17 protein-coding genes are annotated in these 17,835 nt (G+C 73.2%); 13 read left to right on the forward strand and 4 right to left on the reverse strand.

Features of this window, described 5'->3' with window-relative positions; all coding sequences use genetic code 11:
• The first annotated feature begins 29 nt into the window (after positions 1-29).
• From ACFYMP_RS08670 to ACFYMP_RS08690, 5 genes are all read left to right on the forward strand, one after another.
• Entirely contained in the window at positions 30-794 is a 765-nt protein-coding gene (locus tag ACFYMP_RS08670; protein WP_388852707.1) for a FadR/GntR family transcriptional regulator, read from the forward strand.
• A complete protein-coding gene (dgoD, locus tag ACFYMP_RS08675; protein ID WP_388852710.1) occupies positions 791-1,939 on the forward strand; it encodes a galactonate dehydratase in 1,149 nt (382 codons plus the stop codon). Before ACFYMP_RS08670 ends, dgoD begins: the two co-directional genes overlap by 4 nt.
• A complete protein-coding gene (locus ACFYMP_RS08680) occupies positions 1,933-2,736 on the forward strand; it encodes a hypothetical protein (protein ID WP_388852713.1) in 804 nt (267 codons plus the stop codon). The genes dgoD and ACFYMP_RS08680 overlap by 7 nt, the downstream gene beginning before the upstream one ends.
• 143 nt (positions 2,737-2,879) lie before the next feature.
• The gene (locus tag ACFYMP_RS08685) at positions 2,880-3,530 is read left to right on the forward strand and encodes a bifunctional 4-hydroxy-2-oxoglutarate aldolase/2-dehydro-3-deoxy-phosphogluconate aldolase (protein WP_388852716.1); all 651 of its coding nucleotides are present in this window, start codon (positions 2,880-2,882) and stop codon (positions 3,528-3,530) included.
• On the forward strand, positions 3,527-4,534 hold the full coding sequence (locus tag ACFYMP_RS08690; protein WP_388852719.1) for a sugar kinase: 1,008 nt from the start codon (positions 3,527-3,529) through the stop codon (positions 4,532-4,534). The genes ACFYMP_RS08685 and ACFYMP_RS08690 overlap by 4 nt, the downstream gene beginning before the upstream one ends.
• Positions 4,535-4,753: 219 nt before the next feature.
• Here the strand turns inward: ACFYMP_RS08690 and ACFYMP_RS08695 are convergent, their stop codons facing one another.
• Positions 4,754-6,016 (reverse strand): glycoside hydrolase family 71/99-like protein, encoded by a 1,263-nt coding sequence (locus tag ACFYMP_RS08695; RefSeq protein ID WP_388852722.1) that lies wholly within the window; start codon positions 6,014-6,016, stop codon positions 4,754-4,756.
• A gap of 430 nt (positions 6,017-6,446) precedes the next feature.
• Positions 6,447-7,412, reverse strand: a complete 966-nt coding sequence (locus ACFYMP_RS08700) for a pirin family protein (protein WP_388852726.1) — start codon at positions 7,410-7,412, stop codon at positions 6,447-6,449.
• Between the two features lie 142 nt (positions 7,413-7,554).
• Here ACFYMP_RS08700 and ACFYMP_RS08705 point away from each other — a divergent pair, with 142 nt between their 5' ends.
• The 4 genes from ACFYMP_RS08705 to ACFYMP_RS08720 are packed head-to-tail and all read left to right on the forward strand — an operon-like array spanning position 7,555 to position 11,266.
• Positions 7,555-8,226, forward strand: coding sequence for an ABC transporter permease (locus ACFYMP_RS08705; RefSeq protein ID WP_388852729.1), 672 nt, complete (start codon positions 7,555-7,557; stop codon positions 8,224-8,226).
• The gene (locus ACFYMP_RS08710; protein WP_388852732.1) at positions 8,223-8,894 is read left to right on the forward strand and encodes an ABC transporter permease; all 672 of its coding nucleotides are present in this window, start codon (positions 8,223-8,225) and stop codon (positions 8,892-8,894) included. Before ACFYMP_RS08705 ends, ACFYMP_RS08710 begins: the two co-directional genes overlap by 4 nt.
• Entirely contained in the window at positions 8,891-9,838 is a 948-nt protein-coding gene (locus ACFYMP_RS08715) for an ABC transporter substrate-binding protein (RefSeq protein ID WP_388852735.1), read from the forward strand. Before ACFYMP_RS08710 ends, ACFYMP_RS08715 begins: the two co-directional genes overlap by 4 nt.
• A 33-nt stretch (positions 9,839-9,871) precedes the next feature.
• Positions 9,872-11,266, forward strand: a complete 1,395-nt coding sequence (locus ACFYMP_RS08720; RefSeq protein WP_388852738.1) for a hypothetical protein — start codon at positions 9,872-9,874, stop codon at positions 11,264-11,266.
• Between the two features lie 51 nt (positions 11,267-11,317).
• Here ACFYMP_RS08720 and ACFYMP_RS08725 read toward each other — a convergent pair whose 3' ends face one another.
• Positions 11,318-12,478 carry an ABC transporter ATP-binding protein gene (locus ACFYMP_RS08725; RefSeq protein ID WP_388852741.1) on the reverse strand — a complete coding sequence of 387 codons (1,161 nt, stop codon included), beginning with the start codon at positions 12,476-12,478 and terminating at the stop codon, positions 11,318-11,320.
• A gap of 265 nt (positions 12,479-12,743) precedes the next feature.
• On the opposite strand from ACFYMP_RS08725, the gene ACFYMP_RS08730 reads away from it, so the two are divergent.
• The 3 genes from ACFYMP_RS08730 to ACFYMP_RS08740 all read left to right on the forward strand — a co-directional run bounded on the left by ACFYMP_RS08730 (position 12,744) and on the right by ACFYMP_RS08740 (position 15,760).
• On the forward strand, positions 12,744-14,045 hold the full coding sequence (locus ACFYMP_RS08730) for an alpha/beta fold hydrolase (protein WP_388852744.1): 1,302 nt from the start codon (positions 12,744-12,746) through the stop codon (positions 14,043-14,045).
• A gap of 1 nt (position 14,046) precedes the next feature.
• Positions 14,047-14,682 (forward strand): helix-turn-helix domain-containing protein, encoded by a 636-nt coding sequence (locus tag ACFYMP_RS08735; RefSeq protein ID WP_388852748.1) that lies wholly within the window; start codon positions 14,047-14,049, stop codon positions 14,680-14,682.
• A gap of 124 nt (positions 14,683-14,806) precedes the next feature.
• Positions 14,807-15,760 carry an NADPH:quinone oxidoreductase family protein gene (locus tag ACFYMP_RS08740; protein WP_388852751.1) on the forward strand — a complete coding sequence of 318 codons (954 nt, stop codon included), beginning with the start codon at positions 14,807-14,809 and terminating at the stop codon, positions 15,758-15,760.
• 29 nt (positions 15,761-15,789) lie between these two features.
• On the opposite strand, the gene ACFYMP_RS08745 is transcribed toward ACFYMP_RS08740, so the two are convergent.
• The gene (locus tag ACFYMP_RS08745) at positions 15,790-16,434 is read right to left on the reverse strand and encodes a hypothetical protein (RefSeq protein WP_388852754.1); all 645 of its coding nucleotides are present in this window, start codon (positions 16,432-16,434) and stop codon (positions 15,790-15,792) included.
• 894 nt (positions 16,435-17,328) lie between these two features.
• On the opposite strand from ACFYMP_RS08745, the gene ACFYMP_RS08750 reads away from it, so the two are divergent.
• A complete protein-coding gene (locus ACFYMP_RS08750) occupies positions 17,329-17,532 on the forward strand; it encodes a cold-shock protein (RefSeq protein ID WP_363143492.1) in 204 nt (67 codons plus the stop codon).
• The last annotated feature ends 303 nt before the right edge of the window (positions 17,533-17,835 follow it).

Genomic DNA, 17,835 nt, shown 5'->3' on the forward strand with positions numbered 1-17,835 from the left:
GGGCCGGCGTGAAGAGAGGGGTAGAACGAATGACGCCATACGCGCGTCGCGGGGTGCACGGGCAGACAGTGGAGACACTCGCGCGCCGGGTACTCAGCGGAGAGTTGCCCGAGGGCGCCACACTCGATCTGGTGGGGCTTCAGGCGGAGCTGGACGTGAGCCTGACAACGCTGCGCGAGTCGTTGAAGGTGCTCGCCGCGAAGGGGATGGTGGACGCCCGGCAGAAGCGCGGCACCTTCGTACGCCCTCGCGCGCACTGGAACCTGCTCGACGCCGACGTGCTGCGCTGGCAGTTCACGGACAGCAAGACCGCGGGCACGGACGACGGCCTGCTGCACGACCTCAACGAGGTACGCGGAGTCATCGAGCCGGCCGCCGCACGGTTCGCCGCGCTGCGCCGGACCGACGACGACCTCGCCGCACTCGACGCCGCGCTGGAAGCCATGGGCACGGAAGGGGACGCGGCGCACGCCGTGGCCGCGGACCTGGCCTTCCACCGGGCGCTGCTCGCGGCGACGCACAACGAGTTGCTGGACCGGATGGAGATGGTCATCGAGTCCGGGCTGGCGCACCGCGACGAGATCGTGCACTCCTCCTCGCTCGGCGAGGACCCGCTGCCCAGTCACCGGGCGGTGGTGGAGGCGATACGGGCCGGCGACCCGGCGGGCGCCGAGCAGGCGATGCGCTCACTGCTCGACCAGGCCCTGCGCGACCTCGGCAGGGTCCACGGCCCTCCCGGAAGGCAACCGGCCACCGGCGTCCGTACTACTGCGAAGGACCGGAAAACCTCGTGAAGATAGTACGTGTGGAGACGTTCCTCGTCCCGCCCCGCTGGCTCTTCTGCCGGATCGAGACCGACGAGGGCGTCGTCGGATGGGGAGAGCCGGTCGTCGAGGGGCGCGCGGAAGTCGTCCGCGCCGCGGTCGAGGTGCTCGCCGAGTACCTTCTCGGCAAGGACCCGCTGCGCATCGAGGACCACTGGCAGGTCATGACGAAGGGCGGTTTCTACCGGGGCGGCCCGGTGCTCTCCAGCGCGGTCGCCGGTCTCGACCAGGCGTTGTGGGACATCGCGGGGAAGACCTACGGCGTCCCGGTGCACGCGCTGCTCGGCGGGGCGGTCAGGGACCGGGTGCGCGTGTACGCGTGGGTGGGCGGCGACGAACCGGAGCGGCTGGCCGAGGAGGTCCGGGCGCAGGTGGAAGCCGGTTTCACCGCGGTCAAGATGAACGCGGCGGGCCGCGCGAACGCCATCGGCACCCCGGCCGAGACGGCGGGTGTCGTGGAACGGGTGGCCGCCGTACGCGAGGTGCTGGGCGCCGGCCGGGACGTGGCCGTGGACTTCCACGGCCGCTTCGCCCCGGCCGCGGCACGGCGGGTGCTCCACGAGATCGCCCCCCTGCACCCCCTGTTCGTCGAGGAGCCGCTGCTGCCGGAACAGGGGCACCTGCTGCCGGGCCTGGTCGCGGCGGCGGGGCCGGTACCCATCGCCACCGGCGAACGGCTCTACGGACGGGCCGACTTCCTGCCCGCGCTCACCGCCGGCGTCGCGGTCGCCCAGCCCGACCTCTCGCACGCGGGCGGCATCTCCGAGGTGCACCGCATCGCCTCCCTCGCCGACACCTACGGGGCCCTGCTCGCCCCGCACTGCCCCCTCGGCCCGGTGGCGCTCGCGGCCAGTCTGCAAGTCGCCTTCGCCACACCGAACTTCCTGATCCAGGAGCAGAGCAGGGGCATCCACTACAACAAGACGGCCGATCTGCTCTCGTGGCTGGTGGACACCGAGCCGTTCCGCTTCACCGACGGCCATGCCGAGCGTTCCGGCCTGCCAGGGCTCGGGGTCGTGATCGACGAGCAGGCGGTACGCGCCGCCGACCGCTTCGGGCATCGCTGGCGCAACCCCGTGTGGCGCCACGAGGACGGGGCCTTCGCCGAATGGTGAGCGAGGGGCGCACCCCGCGCGCGGTGACCGACCCGGCGCACGGCGGCCGGTGGACCTCGCTGCGGGCCGGCGGCCGGGAGTGGTTGTGGCACCGCGCCGACCCCCGCCGTGCCGGGGTGCGGCCGGGAGACGCGTTCGTCGACGCGGGAGGTCTGGAGGAGTGCCTGCCCACCGTGCGGGGCGTGCCCGACCACGGGGACGTGTGGAGCAGGGCCTGGTGGCGGTCGGCGGGCGAGGAGCGCACGCGCACCCCGGACTTCCGCCTCGCACGCCGTATCGCCCCCGGGCCGGGGGGTGACACTCTCGTGGCGGACTACCGGCTAACGGCCGCCCCCGGCTACCGCTTCCTGTGGGCGGCGCACGCCCTGCTGGATCTCTCGGCCGCGGCCCGGATCGTGTTGCCCGCCGGCGCGCGGCTGCGCCTGTACCCGGACGGCGGGAACCAGTGGTCGCCGGGCGAGTGGCCCACCGCGCGGGGCCACCACCTCGACCGGCTCGGCCCGGACGACGGTTCCGCGGTGGGCGCCGTCGTGGAGGCCCCGGAGGTGCTCGTACGGGACGGACCGCACGTGCTGCGGCTGCGGCTGGAGGCCGCCGGGCAGCCCGTCTCCGTCGCGCTGTGGCGCAACCTCGGGGGTTTCCCCGCCCCGTCCCCCTATCGTTCCGTGGGCGTCGAACCGATGCTCGGCCGGGTTTTCGACCTCGCCTCGGCCGAGGACTCCGAGGCAGCCCGCGTACCGGACTCCGGCGAGGTGCGCTGGCGGCTGACCCTGGACGCGCCGCCCGGCGAGGCGTAGGGGCCTCGCGGGGCGGACGGGCACCGCACCGGTGACCGCCGACCACCCGCCGTGCGCACGGCCGCCGGCGCGCGCGTTCCCCGAAGGCCCCGTGTGCCTCCGGGCATCCCCTTTCCCCATCGACCGACCCCGGGAGCAAGGCCATGACCTCCTTCGACCTGCTGGACGCCCTGCGTGAGCACCGCCTGCTGGCGATCGTGCGCGGCGACGACCCGGACGCCTCCCTCGCGGCCGTCCTCGCCCTCGCGGAGGAAGGGATACCGCTCATCGAGGTGTCCCTGTCCGGTGCGGGCGCCCTGGACGTTCTCGCCCGCGCCCGCGCCGCCCTCGGGGCGGACGCCCCGCTCGGCGCCGGTACGGTGCTCACCGCAGCCGAGGCCCGCGCGGCGCGGGCGGCGGGCGCCGACTACCTCGTGACCCCCGGAGTGAGCGAGGCGGTCGCCACCGCCGCCGAACTCGGCCTGCCCGTCCTGGCCGGGGTGATGACGCCGACCGACGTTCTGGCCGCGCGCGACCGGGGCGCGAGCGCCTACAAGATCTTCCCCGCCTCGGCCGTCGGCGGGCCCGGCTACCTACGGGCGCTGCGCGGTCCCTTCCCGGCCCTGCCGTTCGTGCCGGTCGGAGGGGTGGACGCGGAGGCCGTCCCCGCCTATCTCGCGGCGGGCGCGCTCGCGGTGGGGGTCGGCGGGCCGCTGCTCGGTGACGCGGCGAACGCCGGCGGGGACCTGGAGGCACTGCGGGAACGCGCCCGCGCTTTTCGCGCCCTCGCCGCGTGCGCGGGGGTGTCCCGTTGAGGGCGACGGAGCGGGGCCGCGGACCCGTGGTGTGCGTGGGGGAGACGATGGCGGCGCTCGCCCCCGAACCGGTGGGCCCACTCGACACGGCGGACCGGCTGCGCCTGGAGGTCGCGGGATCGGAGTCGAACGTCGCCATGTACCTCGCCGCCCTCGGCACGCCCGCCCGCTGGGTCTCCGCCGTCGGCGAGGACCCCTTCGGGCGGCTGGTCCTGCGCAAGGTCGCGGCGGCGGGGGTGGACGTGTCGGGAGTACGCACCGTCGCCGCCCGCCCCACAGGGCTCCTGGCGAAGGACCCCGGCGCCCCGGGCACCACGCGCGTGCACTACTACCGGAAGGGCTCGGCCGCCGCCGGGCTCGGCCCGGAACTGCTCGCGGACCCCTCCCTGCGAGAGGCCCGGCTGCTGCACCTCAGTGGCGTCACGGCCGCCCTGTCGGCCAGTTGCCGTGCGCTCGTCGAGGAGGCGCTGGACCCGGACCGGTCCGGGCTCCGCCCCGTCTCCTTCGACGTCAACCACCGGCCCGCGCTCTGGCCGGGACCGGCGAAGGCGGCGAGTGTGCTGCGCGACCTCGCGGACCGGGCCGACATCGTCTTCGTCGGCCTCGACGAGGCACAGGGCCTCTGGGGCGGCCCCCGCGCCGTCCCCGACGCGACGGCGGTACGGGAACTGCTGCCGGGCCCGGCGACCGTGGTCGTCAAGGACGGCTCCGTGGCCGCGACCGCCTTCGACGGCCGGACGAGGTGCGTGGTGCCGGCGCCCCGCGTGCGGGTGCTGGAGCCGGTCGGGGCGGGCGACGCCTTCGCCGCCGGCTTCCTCGCGGCCCGGTACGGAACCGAGGCGGAGCACGACCCGGTCCGGGCCCTGCGCCTGGGCCACCTCACGGCCGCCTCCGCGCTCTCGGTCACCGCCGACCATGGCCCGCTCCCGCCGCCGAAGCGGCTCCGCGAGCTGCTCGCGGCCGACGACGAGCAGTGGGCGGCGGTGGCGCCGGGGCCGGTGTGAGCCGCCCGCGCCACCGCGCTCCGCCTCTCCAGCGCGCCCCGGGGCGGTTCCCGCCGCCGGGTGTCCACGGCCGGTTCAGCGCACCTGCCCCGTGGTCCGGGCGGCACGGGAGGCAGTCCGGGCGCCTGCTGCCGTGATCCAGGGGGTGCCGGGCCTCGTACACCTCGTGCACATCGGCCTCAGGCGCTCGGCCCCCTCACGGTCGCAACTGCCCTACCACTACACGGTGGTGGGCGTCGGCCGGGTCTCGGTCAGCGCAAGCTCGCCCTTGAGCATGCGCCCGCCGTCGCCGGTCAGCCGCAGGTAGTAGTCCGAGGAGCAGGCGGTGCCGTCCTCGTCCAGCGCCCTGACCCCGGAGCCGGACGGAACGTCGGCGGCGGTCGCCGCCGTCTTCGCGATCTGGTTGCCCTCGTTGTACTCGTCGAACATCGAGATGTAGATGCCCTGCGCGCCCACCCGCTTCATGTTGTAGAACTGCCGCCACATGAAGTCTCCGTGGGCCCGCTGCCCCTCCTGGAGGTCACCGGGCATCACGCACGGCTGGTAGTCGATGCCGTGCGCGTCGCAGTCCGCCTGGTCGGGGGTGTTGACGTCGCGGTAGAACTGGTCGGACTGCTCGGCGCTGCCGATACGGCCCACCATCCACGGCGAGAGCATGTGGAAGGCGCGGTAGACGTCCCCGAAGCCGGCCCGCGAGTCCTCGGTGCCGGTGCGCCAGTGCGTGGGCACCCCGCCGATCACGTAACAGCCCTGATCCTTGAACCAGTTGACGACATCGAGGCACGGGCCCGGGGCGAAGGGGCGCGCGTCGTCGCTGAACCCGAAACCCCATACGCACACCACCGGCTTGCCGTTCTGCCGCGCGTAGGCGCTGGAGGAGGTGTGCGCCTTCATCTTCTCGGTCCAGTCCTGCTTGATCTCGGACTGCATCGAGGTCCAGCCGGTGACGTCGTACATGATGTAGAACTTCCGGCCGGCGGCCTCCGCCGCCTGCCGCACCTTCTGCGCCATGCCGTCGCGCGTGGGCCCCTCCGGGCTGAACGGGTTGAAGCGCTGGAGCGCGGCGGTGTCGATGTCGTGCTCCCGCATCCAGCGGAAGTGGGTGTCCACCGACTGCTGGTCCCAGGACGAGAACAGAGCGGCTTCGCCACCACCGTTCAGGTCCGCCATGGCGGTGGGATAGGTGCGTGTGTAGTCCGCCACGTCGGGCCAGGACTTGGCGCTGCTCGCGCCCTGTGCGGGCGCCTTGCCCATGTCGGGGCTCCAGTGCCACCAGCCGTCGATCGGGGCGCTGTCGCCCTTGCACGCGAACCAGCCCTGGTAGCCGACGGTTATCTTGCCGACCACGTCGCCCACGGGGGAGGCGGCCGGACCGGCGGCGGGCGCGGGGGACGCGCCGGCCTGCGTCGCCGTCACACCACCGGCCGCCGCGGCCGCCACGGCGGCGCCGGACACGAGGAAGGAACGTCGGGAGATGCTCATGGGGGGATGCCCTTTCGGTCTGCCTCATTCGGCCCGGCCGTCCCTGGAGTGCGGCCGCGCAGGGGTACCGCGCCCGCCGTGGTGGGGGGAGGAAAGGCGGTGGCAGTCCGCCCTTCCGCCAACAGGCGCATCCGGCAACCTAGCCGGGCCGACAGCGCCCCACAAGGCCCTTGGACGCGGTTCGCCACCCTGCACGCGGCGGGGCACGAGCCGCGCCTGACCCCCCGTCAGGCCCGCAACCACCCGCGCCCGCGCGGTCTTCCCGGCACCCGTACCTCCGCACGGGGGACCTCACCCCTGGACGACAGGGAAGCCTGGGGCAAGCCCCACCGTCCATCCGCTGGCGGCCACCGCGGAAGAAGCTGAGTCGGTGAGGCGGTCGGAGACATCCTCTCGGGTCTATCCGCCCAGAAGACGGGACACTCCCCGGTCAGCGCACCCTTCCACGTGGTTTCAACGGCACCGGCGGCAGCTCGGGTGCCGGTAGCGGGGCTCGGTCGTACCCCTTCACCTCGCCGAACCGGGCCCCCTTCGTCCAGTCCTCGCGAGCCTTCACGATCTCTTCCTGGGAGCGGGCGACGAAGTTCCACCACATGATCAGCTCCTCCGCGAACGGCTCGCCGCCCAGGAGCATCACCGAGGCGTCCGACTCGGCGCGCAGGGGCAGTTCCTCGCGGCCGCAGCCCAGGTAGAGGAGGGAGCCGGCGGCGACCGGGACTCCGTCGACCACGACCTCGCCGGACATCGCGAGGACGCCGTACTCGAAGTCCCGTTCCAGAGGCAGCCGCGCCCGCGCGCCCGAGGCCAGGCTCAGGTCCGCGCCGACGATCGGGGTGTACGCGGTGCCGGGGGAGGTCGTGCCGTCCAGGGAGCCGAGCAGCAGGGTCGCGGTCAGTCCGGGCGCCTCGACGGTCGGCAGGTCGGGGTGGTACTCGAAGTGCGGTTCGACGTGCCGGTGCGCGTCGGGGAGAGCGACCCACAGCTGGGCGCCGTGCAGGAGACGCGCGTGGGACTTCGGGCTCTCCTCGGAGTGGGAGATCGCCCGGCCCGAGGTCATCAGGCCCAGTTCGCGAGGGCGCACGGTCTGGAGACTGCCCAGCGAGTCCCGGTGCAGCACCTCGCCCTCGTGCAGCCAGCTGACGGTCTGCAGTCCCATGTGCGGGTGCGGAGGGACCTGCATACCGGGCTCGTCCGCGATGTCGTCCGGGCCGTAGTGGTCGACGAAGGCCCAGGCGCCGATCATGCGCCGGCCCAGGTTCGGCAGCAGCCGCCGCACCTCCGTCGACTCGCCGAGCCGCAGGTGGCGGGGGCTCAGCAGTTCACGGACGGGCTCGGCGACGACGAAGCCGCGCCCGCCGCACACCTTCGGCTGGGGACGCGTGTCCAGGTTGCTCATGCGACCCAACCTAGACCCACCGCCCTCAGCCGCGACAGCGCGCCCTTCCGCGCCGGGCACCGGGAGGGCCGCGCTCCGGCCGCGCCACCCGTACGGCGCCGCCCAGCGCGCCGCGCGGCGCCCGCCCCGGTGCAATGAACGGGTGAGAGCCACCCCCGACGACTGCCTCGCGCGTAACGAGTGGATCTGCGGGGAGTACCTGAGCACCCGGCGGCACATCCTGCTCGACGCCGTCGTGCAGCACGTCGAGCTGACGGCCGTCTCCGTCGGCATCGCCCTCGCCCTCGCCGTACCGCTCGCCGTACTCGCCCGGCGCTGGGGCTGGGCGGCCGGGCCCGTGCTGGCCGCCACCACCATCCTCTACACGATCCCCTCGCTCGCCATGTTCTCCCTGCTGCTGCCGCTCTACGGGCTCTCCGCGACCCTCGTCGTCGCCGGACTCGTCCTCTACTCACTGACGCTGCTGGTGCGCAACATCCTCGCCGGACTGCGCGCCGTGCCCGAGGAGACCCGGCAGGCCGCCCGGGGCATGGGATACGGGCCCGTGCGGCTCCTGCTCACCGTGGAACTGCCGCTCGCGCTGCCCGCGTCGATGGCCGGCCTGCGGATCGCGGCCGTCTCGGCGGTCTCCCTCGTCACCGTCGGCGCCATCGTCGGCTTCGGCGGGCTCGGCAACCTCGTCTACTCCGGGATGAACACCTTCTTCAAGGCACAGGTCCTGACCGCCTCCGTGCTGTGCGTCGTGATCGCCGTCCTCGCCGACCTGCTGCTGCTCCTGGTCCAGCGGCTGCTCACCCCGTGGACCCGCGTATGAAGACCCTCGGCGACTCCTGGGACTGGCTCACCGACTCCGCGCACTGGGCCGGGGAGAACGGCATCGGGCACCGGCTGCTCGAACACCTCGTGCTGACCGCGGTGTGCCTCCTCGTCAGCTGCCTGCTCGCCCTGCCCGTGGCACTGGTCCTCGGACATCTCGGCAGGGGCGGCGCGCTCGCCGTCAACCTCTCCAACGTCGGCCGCGCCGTCCCCACCTTCGCCGTGCTGGTCCTGCTCCTGCTGACCCCGGTCGGCCGCTGGAGCGAAGGCCCCACAATCCTCGCTCTCGTCCTGTTCGCCCTGCCGCCGCTGCTCACCAACGCCTACGTCGGCATGCGCGGTGTCGACCGCGAGATCGTGCGCGCCGCGCGCGGCATGGGCATGACGGGCACCCAGATGCTGCGCCGCGTCGAGGTGCCGCTCGCCCTGCCGCTCATTCTCACCGGCGTACGCGTCGCCGCCGTCCAGCTCGTGGCCACCGCGACCATCGCCGCGCTCGCGGGCGGCGGCGGACTGGGCCGGATCATCACCGCCGGGTTCAACCTCGCCTCCACCCCGCAGGTCGTCGCCGGCGCCGTGCTCGTCGCCGTCTTCGCGCTGCTCGTGGAGGGCGCCTTCGTCCTCGCGGAACGGTTCCTGCCGCACCGGGGGAGGGAGGTGGCATGAGCCCGCGCAACCCGCTCCTCGTGACCGTCCTCGCCGCCCTGTTCCTGTTCGCGGGCTGCTCGACCGGGCCCTCGCTGGAGAACCGCGGTGAGGTCACCGCCCCGCCCGGCGACAACAAGCACCTCACCATCGGCTCGGCCGGCTTCACCGAGAGCGATCTGCTCGCCCAGATGTACGCCCTGCTGCTGCGCGAGGCCGGCTACGGCACCGACACCCTCACCGTCTCCAACCGCGAACTGTACGAACCCGCCCTGGAGTCCGGGCAGATCGACCTCGTCCCCGAGTACGCGGCGACCTTCGCCGACTGGCTGAACACCAAGAAGAACGGGCCCGACGCCCGCCCGGTGGGCTCCCCCGACCTCGACACGACCCTGCGAGAGCTGCGCCGGCTCGCCGCCCCGCGCGGGCTGAGCGTCCTCGACCCGGGCCGCGCCGTCGACCAGAACGCCTACGCCGTCTCCGCCACCTGGGCGCGCGAGCATCGGCTGCGCACGCTCAGCGACCTCGGCCGCTCCGGACTGCGGGTACGGATCGCGGCCGGCGACGAGTGCGCGACCCGCCCCTACTGCGCCCCCGGACTGCGCACGACGTACGGCATCGACATCACCGGCATCGACCCCAAGGGCCTGGGCACCACGCAGGCGAAGAAAGCCGTGCAGGACGGCACCGCCCAGATGGTCGCGACGACCACCACCGACGCGACCCTCCCCGACTTCGGGCTCGTCCTGCTCAAGGACGACCGCAGACTGCAGAACGCCGACTACCTCGTGCCCGTCGTCAACCGCGCGCAGGCCGGCTCGGCGCGGGTCGCGAAGGCCCTCGGCCGGCTCAGCACCGTGCTCACCACGTCCGACCTGGCCGACCTCAACCGGCGCGTGGACAGCTGGCGCAGGCTGCCGCAGGACGTGGCCCGCGACTACCTCAGGAGCAAGCACCTCGTCTGACCGCTCCCGCACCCGCACTCAGAAGGGCCCACGATGACCGCGGAAACCGCTGCCGAGGAGCTCCCGGACGGCTCCGGCCGGCGCAGCGCCCTGTCCCACCTCGTACGCACCCTGGCCGGCGGACTGTGGTTCCCGCTGCTGTTCTTCTTCGGCTTCCTCTTCTGCTACGCCCTGCCCTTCCACAATCCGCAGCCGCACGACGTACGGGTGGCCGTCGCCGGGCCGGCCGCCGCGGACCGGGTACGCGCCGCCCTCGACCGGGCCGCGCCCGGCGCCTTCGCCGTCCGGCCCGCGCGAGACGCCGCCGAGGCCCGCTCCAAGGTCCTCGACCGCGAGGTCTCGGCCGCCTTCACCACCGACAGCCAGCAGTCCACCCTCTACCTCGCGAAAGCCGCCGGGGGGCTGCTGGAACAGACCGTCAGCGGCGCCTTCGGGCCCCTCGCCGAGCAGAGCGGTCAGCGACTGCGCACCGTCGAACTCGTCCCCACCGCCTCCGGCGACGCCACCGGGACCGGCCTCTTCTACCTCGCCATGTCCTGGAACATCAGCGCCTACATCGTGGTGATGATGCTCATCCGCGTGAACCTCACCCGGCGCGGCAAGCTCCTCACGATCGTGGGCCTGTCCGCCTTCATCAGCGTCGTCGGCTACTTCGTGGGCCGGGCCATGCACATCGTGCCCGACGAACCGCTCGGCATCCTCTACGCCTTCCTGCTCACCCAGGCCATCGCCTGGACCACCTTCGGACTCGTCCCGTTCGTACGGCAGTTCATCCCCGGCGTCGCCATCACCCTGTTCGTGCTCCTGTCCATCCCCTCCAGCGGCGGCGCCATCCCCTACCAGATGGTCCCCGGCTTCTTCCGGGCGCTGCATCCCGTCTTCCCGCTCGGCAACGTCATCGACGCGCTCCACGGCGTCTTCTACTTCGACGGCAAGGGTGTCCTGCGGCCCACACTCGTCCTGTGCGCCTGGATCGCCGGGGGCGTCCTGCTCGTCGTGCTGGGCGCCGTCCTCATGCGCCGCAAGGAGAAGGAGAGGGTCGGCCCCACCACCGCCGAGGCCCCCGTCGAGGACCCCGCGCTGGAGACCCCCGTCCCGCACGCCGTCACCCCCGGCGCGCACGATCCCTTCGGTGAGCGCACCACCGTGCTCGGCGGAGAGGTGTTCCACGACGACGGACGCCCGGCGTCCGGTGTGTTCATCACCGTCCTCGCCGAGGGCGGCAGGCAACTGCTGAAGACCGTCACCGACGAGGAGGGGCGCTGGGGCGCGGCCGGACTCGACGAGAACTGGGTGAGCGTTCTCGCCATCGCCAGGGGACACACCCCGGCCGTCACCCGCGTCCTGCCCCGCGAGGGCCGCGTCACCCGTCAGGACTTCGTCCTCGCCGCCCCCGGAGCGCACGCGGTGCCCAGCCGTACCCAGTGACGGCCGGTGCCCTTGCGCGGATGCGCGCCGCACCTGCGGGCACGGCGTGCCTCAGGCGTCCGGGACCGAGTCGAAGGCGGCCTCCTCGCGGCCCACGCCGCGCGCGTCCGCGTCCACCGAGCGGCGCAGCGCCTCGTGCAGCTTCGCCGGAGTGAGCACCCCGAGGAACCTGGCCCCGTCCAGCACCGCGACCCAGCCGGCGTCGTGCTGGAGCATCACCCCGAACGCCCCCTTGAGCGGCGAACCGACCGGGACCCACGCGTTCATGCGGTGGGCGAGATCGCCGACCGTACGCCCCTCCGCGCGCGCGACCTCCTCCAGGCCCACCCAGCCGTGCAGCGCGCCCTCGTCGTCCAGGACGACGGCCCAGCGGGCGCCCTCGGACCGCATCCGGTCCGCCGCGTGCCCGGCGGGCTCGGCGCAGCGCGCGACCGGCGGCTCCTCCAGGTCGTCGGGGCGCACCTCGGTGACCGACAGCCGCTTCAGCCCCCGGTCGGCGCCGACGAACTCCGCCACGTAGGCACTCGCCGGACGGCCCAGGACCGTCGCGGGCGTGTCGTACTGCTCGATCCTCCCGGGTCCGTACACCGCCATCCGGTCGCCGAGCCGTACCGCCTCCTCGATGTCGTGCGTCACCAGCAGCACCGTCTTGCGCAGGGAACGCTGGAGGTCGAGGAACTGGTTCTGGAGCCTCTCCCGTACGACGGGGTCGACCGCGCCGAAGGGCTCGTCCATGAGCAGGACCGGCGGATCGGCCGCCAGCGCCCTGGCGACCCCGACCCGCTGGCGCTGGCCGCCCGACAACTGCCCCGGATAGCGCCCGCCGTACGTCTTCGGGTCGAGCCCCACGAGGTCGAGCAGCTCGGCGGCGCGGGAGAGGGCCCGCGAGCGCTTCCAGCCGACCAGCTCGGGGACGGTGGCCGTGTTGTCGAGGACGGTGCGGTGCGGGAACAGGCCGACCTGCTGGATGACGTAGCCGATACGCCGCCGCAGCCGCACCGGGTCCACGGACATCACGTCCTCGCCCGCCACCTCGATACGGCCCGAGGTGGGCTCGATGAGCCGGTTGACCATCATCATCGTGGTGGTCTTGCCGCAGCCCGAGGGGCCGACGAGGGTCACCAGCTCGCCCTCGTCGACCTCGAAGGAGAGATCGTGGACGGCGTCCGTGCCGTCGGGGTAGCGCTTGCCGACCCGGTCGAAGCGGATCACCGCCCCCCACCTCCCGCGTGCCCGCGGGCGGATGCCCCCGCCCACGGGAACAGGGGGTCGTGCACACAGGTCGGGCACAGAGCGACGCGCATCGCGGCTCCCTCGTCGGTCAACGGCTGCCCGTCAGCGTAAGCACGCCCCGCCCGATGCGGCATCAGGCGCGCGCCGCCAAAGAGCGTGGCGCACCGGGCGGCCGGGGGAGGAGCGGCCGGCCGGCATGTGCTGAACTGGGAGGTCCGCGCACCACCACCACCCCAGGAGCACCATGGCCGCCACCTACCGCCAGCCCGGAGTCGTCCTCACCGACCGGCTCTTCACCGTCCCCCTCGACCACGACCGGCCCGAGGGCGAGCAGATCGAGGTGTACGGCCGCGAGGTCGTCGCCACCGACCCGGGTGCGGGCGACCGCCCCTGGCTGGTGTACCTGGAGGGCGGCCCCGGCTTCGGGGCGAGGCGGTTCGTGGGCCGGGAGGCCTGGCTCGGCCGCGCTCTGCGGGACTACCGGGTCCTCCTCCTCGACCAGCGCGGAACCGGCCGCTCCACCCCCGCCGACCGGCAGACGCTGCCCCTGCGCGGCGGACCGCGCGAGCAGGCCGACTACCTCGCCCACTTCCGCTCCGACGCGATCGTGCGCGACTGCGAGCTGATCCGCGAGACGCTCACCGGCGGCGCCCCCTGGGCCGTGCTCGGCCAGAGCTTCGGCGGCTTCTGCGTCACGCGCTACCTCTCCAGCGCGCCCGAGGGACTGAGCGCGGCGCTGCTCACCGGCGGCCTGCCCTCCCTCGACGCGCACGCCGACGACGTGTACCGCGCCGCCTATCCGAGGATCGAGCGCAAGGTCAGCGCGCACTACGCCCGCTATCCGCAGGACGTGGACCGGGTCCGCCGCATCGCCGAACACCTCGCCGATTACCGGCCCGTGCTCAACGGCGGCTACCGGCTCACCGTCGAGGCGTTCCAGTCCCTCGGCATCATGCTCGGCGGCGGCGAGGGCAGCCACCGGCTGCACTACCTGCTGGAGAACGCCTTCGTGCGGACGGCCACCGGGCCCAGGCTCTCCGACGCCTTCCAGGAGGCGGCCCAGGGGGCGCTCTCCTACGCCGCCCACCCGCTGTACGCCCTTCTGCACGAGGCGATCTACGCCCAGGACCACCGGCCCACCGGCTGGGCCGCCGAACGGGTCCGCGCCGAGTTCCCGCAGTTCGACGCGGAGAAGGCCCTCGCCTCCGGCACGCCCGTCCTGTTCACCGGCGAGTCCGTGCACCCCTGGGCCTTCCACTGCGACCCCTCCCTCGCCCCGCTGCGCGAGACCGCCGAACTGCTCGCGCAGCGCACCGACTGGGCCCCGCTGTACGACCCCGCGCGCCTGGAGCGCAACGAGGTGCCGGTGGCCGCCGCCGTCTATCACGACGACATGTACGTGGACACGGCCCACTCCCTGCGCACCGCGCGCACCGTCAGGGGACTGCGCACCTGGGTCACCGACGAGTTCGAGCACGACGGGCTGCGGGCCGGTGGCGAGCGGGTCCTCGACCGGCTGCTGGGGCTCGTGCGCGGCGAGGCGTGACATGGGCGAACGGCTGCGGGACGCCCCGGACGACGCGCCCGGCCCCGCCCGGGAGGCGCGAACGGCCCAGGACGTCCTGGCCGGGGTCGGGCCCCGCCTGCGCCGGCTGCGCAAGGAACGCGGAGCGACCCTCGCCGGGCTGTCGGCGGCCACCGGGATCTCCGTCTCCACGCTCTCCCGGCTGGAGTCGGGCCTGCGCCGGCCCACCCTGGAACTCCTGCTGTCCCTGGCCGGGGCCCATCAGGTCGCCCTCGACGAACTGGTCGGCACCCGGCCCGTGGCCGACCCCCGGGTGCGCTCGGAGCCGATCCTGCGGCACAACCGCAGGATGTACCCGCTCAGCCGCCACCCCAGCGGCCTCCAGGCCTACCGCATGCTCATCGAAGGCATGGAGGAGCCGGACACCCGCACCCACGAGGGCTACGAGTGGCTGTACGTGCTCCACGGCAGGCTCCGTCTGGTCCTCGCCGAGCACGACCTCGTCCTGGCCCCGGGGGAGGTGGCCGAGTTCGACACGCGCCTGCCGCACTGGTTCGGGCCCGCCGAGGACCACCCCGTCGAAGTGCTCAGCCTCTTCGGCCCGCAGGGCGAGCGCATGCACGTCCGGGCCCGCCCGAAACGGCGTACGGCGGACTGAGCGGTGAGCGGCCCCGGCCCCGGTCCCCGTGCCGGGACCCGGCCGCTCCCGGGCCTTCCCCCGCGTCTTACCGACCGCTTAGTATGCCGGGCGAGGACATACCCCCGAAGGCGCTGGAGGTCCGATGCGGGCATGGCAGGTGCGGGAGACGGGCGAACCGGTCGAGTCGATGCGGCTCGCGGAGGTGGAACGGCCCGTGCCGGGGCCCGGACAACTACTCGTCCGGGTGAGCGCCGCCAACGTCAACTTCCCCGACGCGCTGTTGTGCCGGGGCCAGTACCAGATCAGGCCGCCCCTGCCGTTCACGCCCGGAGTGGAGCTGTGCGGCCGCACCGAGGACGGACGACGGGTCATCGGAACCCCCGCCCTCCCGTACGGCGGCTTCGCCGACTACGCCGTCATGGAGGGGGCGGCCACGCTGCCCGCCCCCGACTCCCTGGACGACGCGCAGGCCGCCGCCCTGCACATCGGCTACCAGACGGGCTGGTTCGGGCTGCACCGCCGAGCCGCGATCCGGCCCGGTGAGACGCTGCTCGTCCACGCCGCGGCCGGCGGGGTCGGCAGCGCGGCCGTCCAGCTCGGCAGGGCGGCCGGGGCGAAGGTGATCGGCGTCGTCGGCGGGCCGGAGAAGGCGCGAACCGCCCGCGAACTGGGCTGCGACCTCGTCCTGGACCGGCACACCGACGACCTGATCGCCGGGGTCAAGGAGTTCACCGGCGGCCGGGGCGCCGACGTCGTCTACGACCCGGTGGGCGGCGAGGCCTACGCGAAGTCCGCGAAGTGCGTGGCCTTCGAAGGGCGCATCGTGATCGTCGGCTTCACCAGCGGCACCGTCCCGGCACCCGCGCTCAACCACGCCATGGTCAAGAACTACTCGATCCTTGGGCTGCACTGGGGGCTGTACGCCCGTCACGACCCCGCGGCGATCGGCGCGTGCCACCGGGAACTGACGAAACTCGCCGCCGAGGGCGCCATCGCCCCGCTGGTCTCCGCACGCCTTCCGCTGGAGCAGGCGGCCGAGGCGGTGCAGAAGGTCGCCGACGGAGCCAGCACCGGCCGTATCTGCGTCATTCCCTGAGCGTCCGGCACCGGCACAGGGGCGGGGCCTCAGCTCCTCCGGCGGCTGAGCCGCTCCCGCAGGCGCAGGCCACCGCTCCTGCCCGGCCGCCCGCCCCGCTGGGGGTCAGGGGTGTGCGCCGGGGCGGGTACCCGCAGACCGAAGTACGAGTTCGGCCCCCGGCTGCGGGCCTCCAGCCGTACCGCCGCGAACTTCAGCGTCGCGCTCTCCTCCACCGCGGCGGCCGCGCGCCGCCTCGTGTCCTCGCCCGGCACCTCGCCGGCCCCGGCCCCGGCGCTCGTGGGGGGAGGGCTCACCCGGCGCATCCGGGCCGCGTCCACGGACTCGGCGAGCAACTCGTACTCGACGGACTCGTCGTGCCAGCGGACCTCGACGAGTTCCCCGGCGAGTAAGTCCTCGGCGAGGCGTAAGTGCCCGTCGATGTCGGTGCTCCACGCCCGCAGCGCGTCCGGCACCGCCCAGGCCCGTTCGGCCGCCTCGACGAGGCAGCCGGCCGGCAGCCACGGGGCCTCCGGCTCCGGGTCGAGCAGCCGGGCCAGCCAGTCGGCACGCTCCCGGAGCCACGCGACCGCCAGTGGCAGGGAGGGCGCACGATAGACACCGAGCGGTACGCCCACCCTGGTACCGCCGCTCACGCCGTAGGCGGTGACATGGCACAGGAACTCTTCGTGCATGACAGCAGGCAGTCCTTCGCGTCGACAACCGGCCCTGTCACCTGCGGGCGCAGGCGGTCCGCTTTCCGCCGAAGGAGCAGCTGCCGAAGAGGCTGCCGTTACGCACGAGGCCGTCCGGGTCGCGAATCCCTCGTCGGGCCACGATTATCCAGCGCCCGGGACAGTGAACTCCGCTCAATTCCCGCCACATTTGCACGGCAATTGCCGAGGGGACGGCCGATATCCGCCATCGGTCCGCAGAGCTTCACGGAAAGTGTCTGTGACCTCGTCCTTTCGCGGACGGTGAGCCGGAGTCGACAGGTGCGGGGGAAACGCGGAAGGGGTCAATCCGCCGGGCTGCGGAGGAAGGCGGCCCGGGGTGCGCGGCCGGTGGGCGCGGAACGCTGTGCCCCACAATTCGGCCGGGCCATTCTGCACTGTGCACAGTGTGCCCGTCGTTGTGTCCTGTGCGCGGAGACCGGGGGAGTGCTCGCGGGCCGCGCCGGTCGACACGCCGGGAGGCGGACGGTTCGACCCGCCGGGCCGCCTCCGCGTGTCCGGGGGGCGGGGGCGCCCCGGGGATGCGCTGATTCCCGGGGATTCCGGGCCATCCTGCGAGGATTCTCCTGAGGCGCCCACCAAATCTGTCCCAGCCGTATCAGAAAATCTCGTCAGTGTGGGCAGGATTTGTGGCTGCCCGGAAAAACCCGGGGCAGTGCACCGTGCCACGGCGGCCCAACCGTGCTAATCTTGATCCAGTTGCAGTTGTGGTTCCCATAAACTTCAAGTGCCTTCGGCCGTTTCGGCGGCCGGGCACTTTTGTATTTCTGGTGATTTTCTCCGGACGGGGCACATTGCGGCGACATCGGTGCCCGTAAAGTGCGGGTGCCGGACACTGCTCCGAAGGAGACGTACATGGCTTCCGGTACCGTGAAGTGGTTCAACAGCGAAAAGGGCTTCGGCTTCATCGAGCAGGAGGGTGGCGGCCCCGACGTCTTCGCTCACTACTCGAACATCGCCACCCAGGGCTTCCGTGAGCTCACGGAGGGCCAGAAGGTGAACTTCGACGTCACGCAGGGCCAGAAGGGCCCGCAGGCGGAGAACATCGTCCCCGCCTGACACCTGGCGAAGGACTCGGCTGGGGCCCGCACCCGTGGTGCGGGCCCCAGCCCATTGCCGTTTTCGGGGCCGCGCCCCGTAAGCTGTGCTCAGGGCGGTGACACGCCACTGCGTGTGCCCCCCTCCGCGTCCGACCGCGCCGTACTCACCGATCCGGTGGAATGCGACGGTCCGGCGCACCGCGTCACGGCGGTCCGATCCGGTCCGCCGCTGCCGCTCCTTCTGTTTGTCCGGCTCGTTCTTGTGATTCGTGCGGCGCACTCTCGCCGGGAATTCCTCGATACGTGCCATATCGAGGAAAGG

The organism is Streptomyces sp. NPDC007088 (assembly GCF_042869355.1).
Classification (GTDB): domain Bacteria; phylum Actinomycetota; class Actinomycetes; order Streptomycetales; family Streptomycetaceae; genus Streptomyces.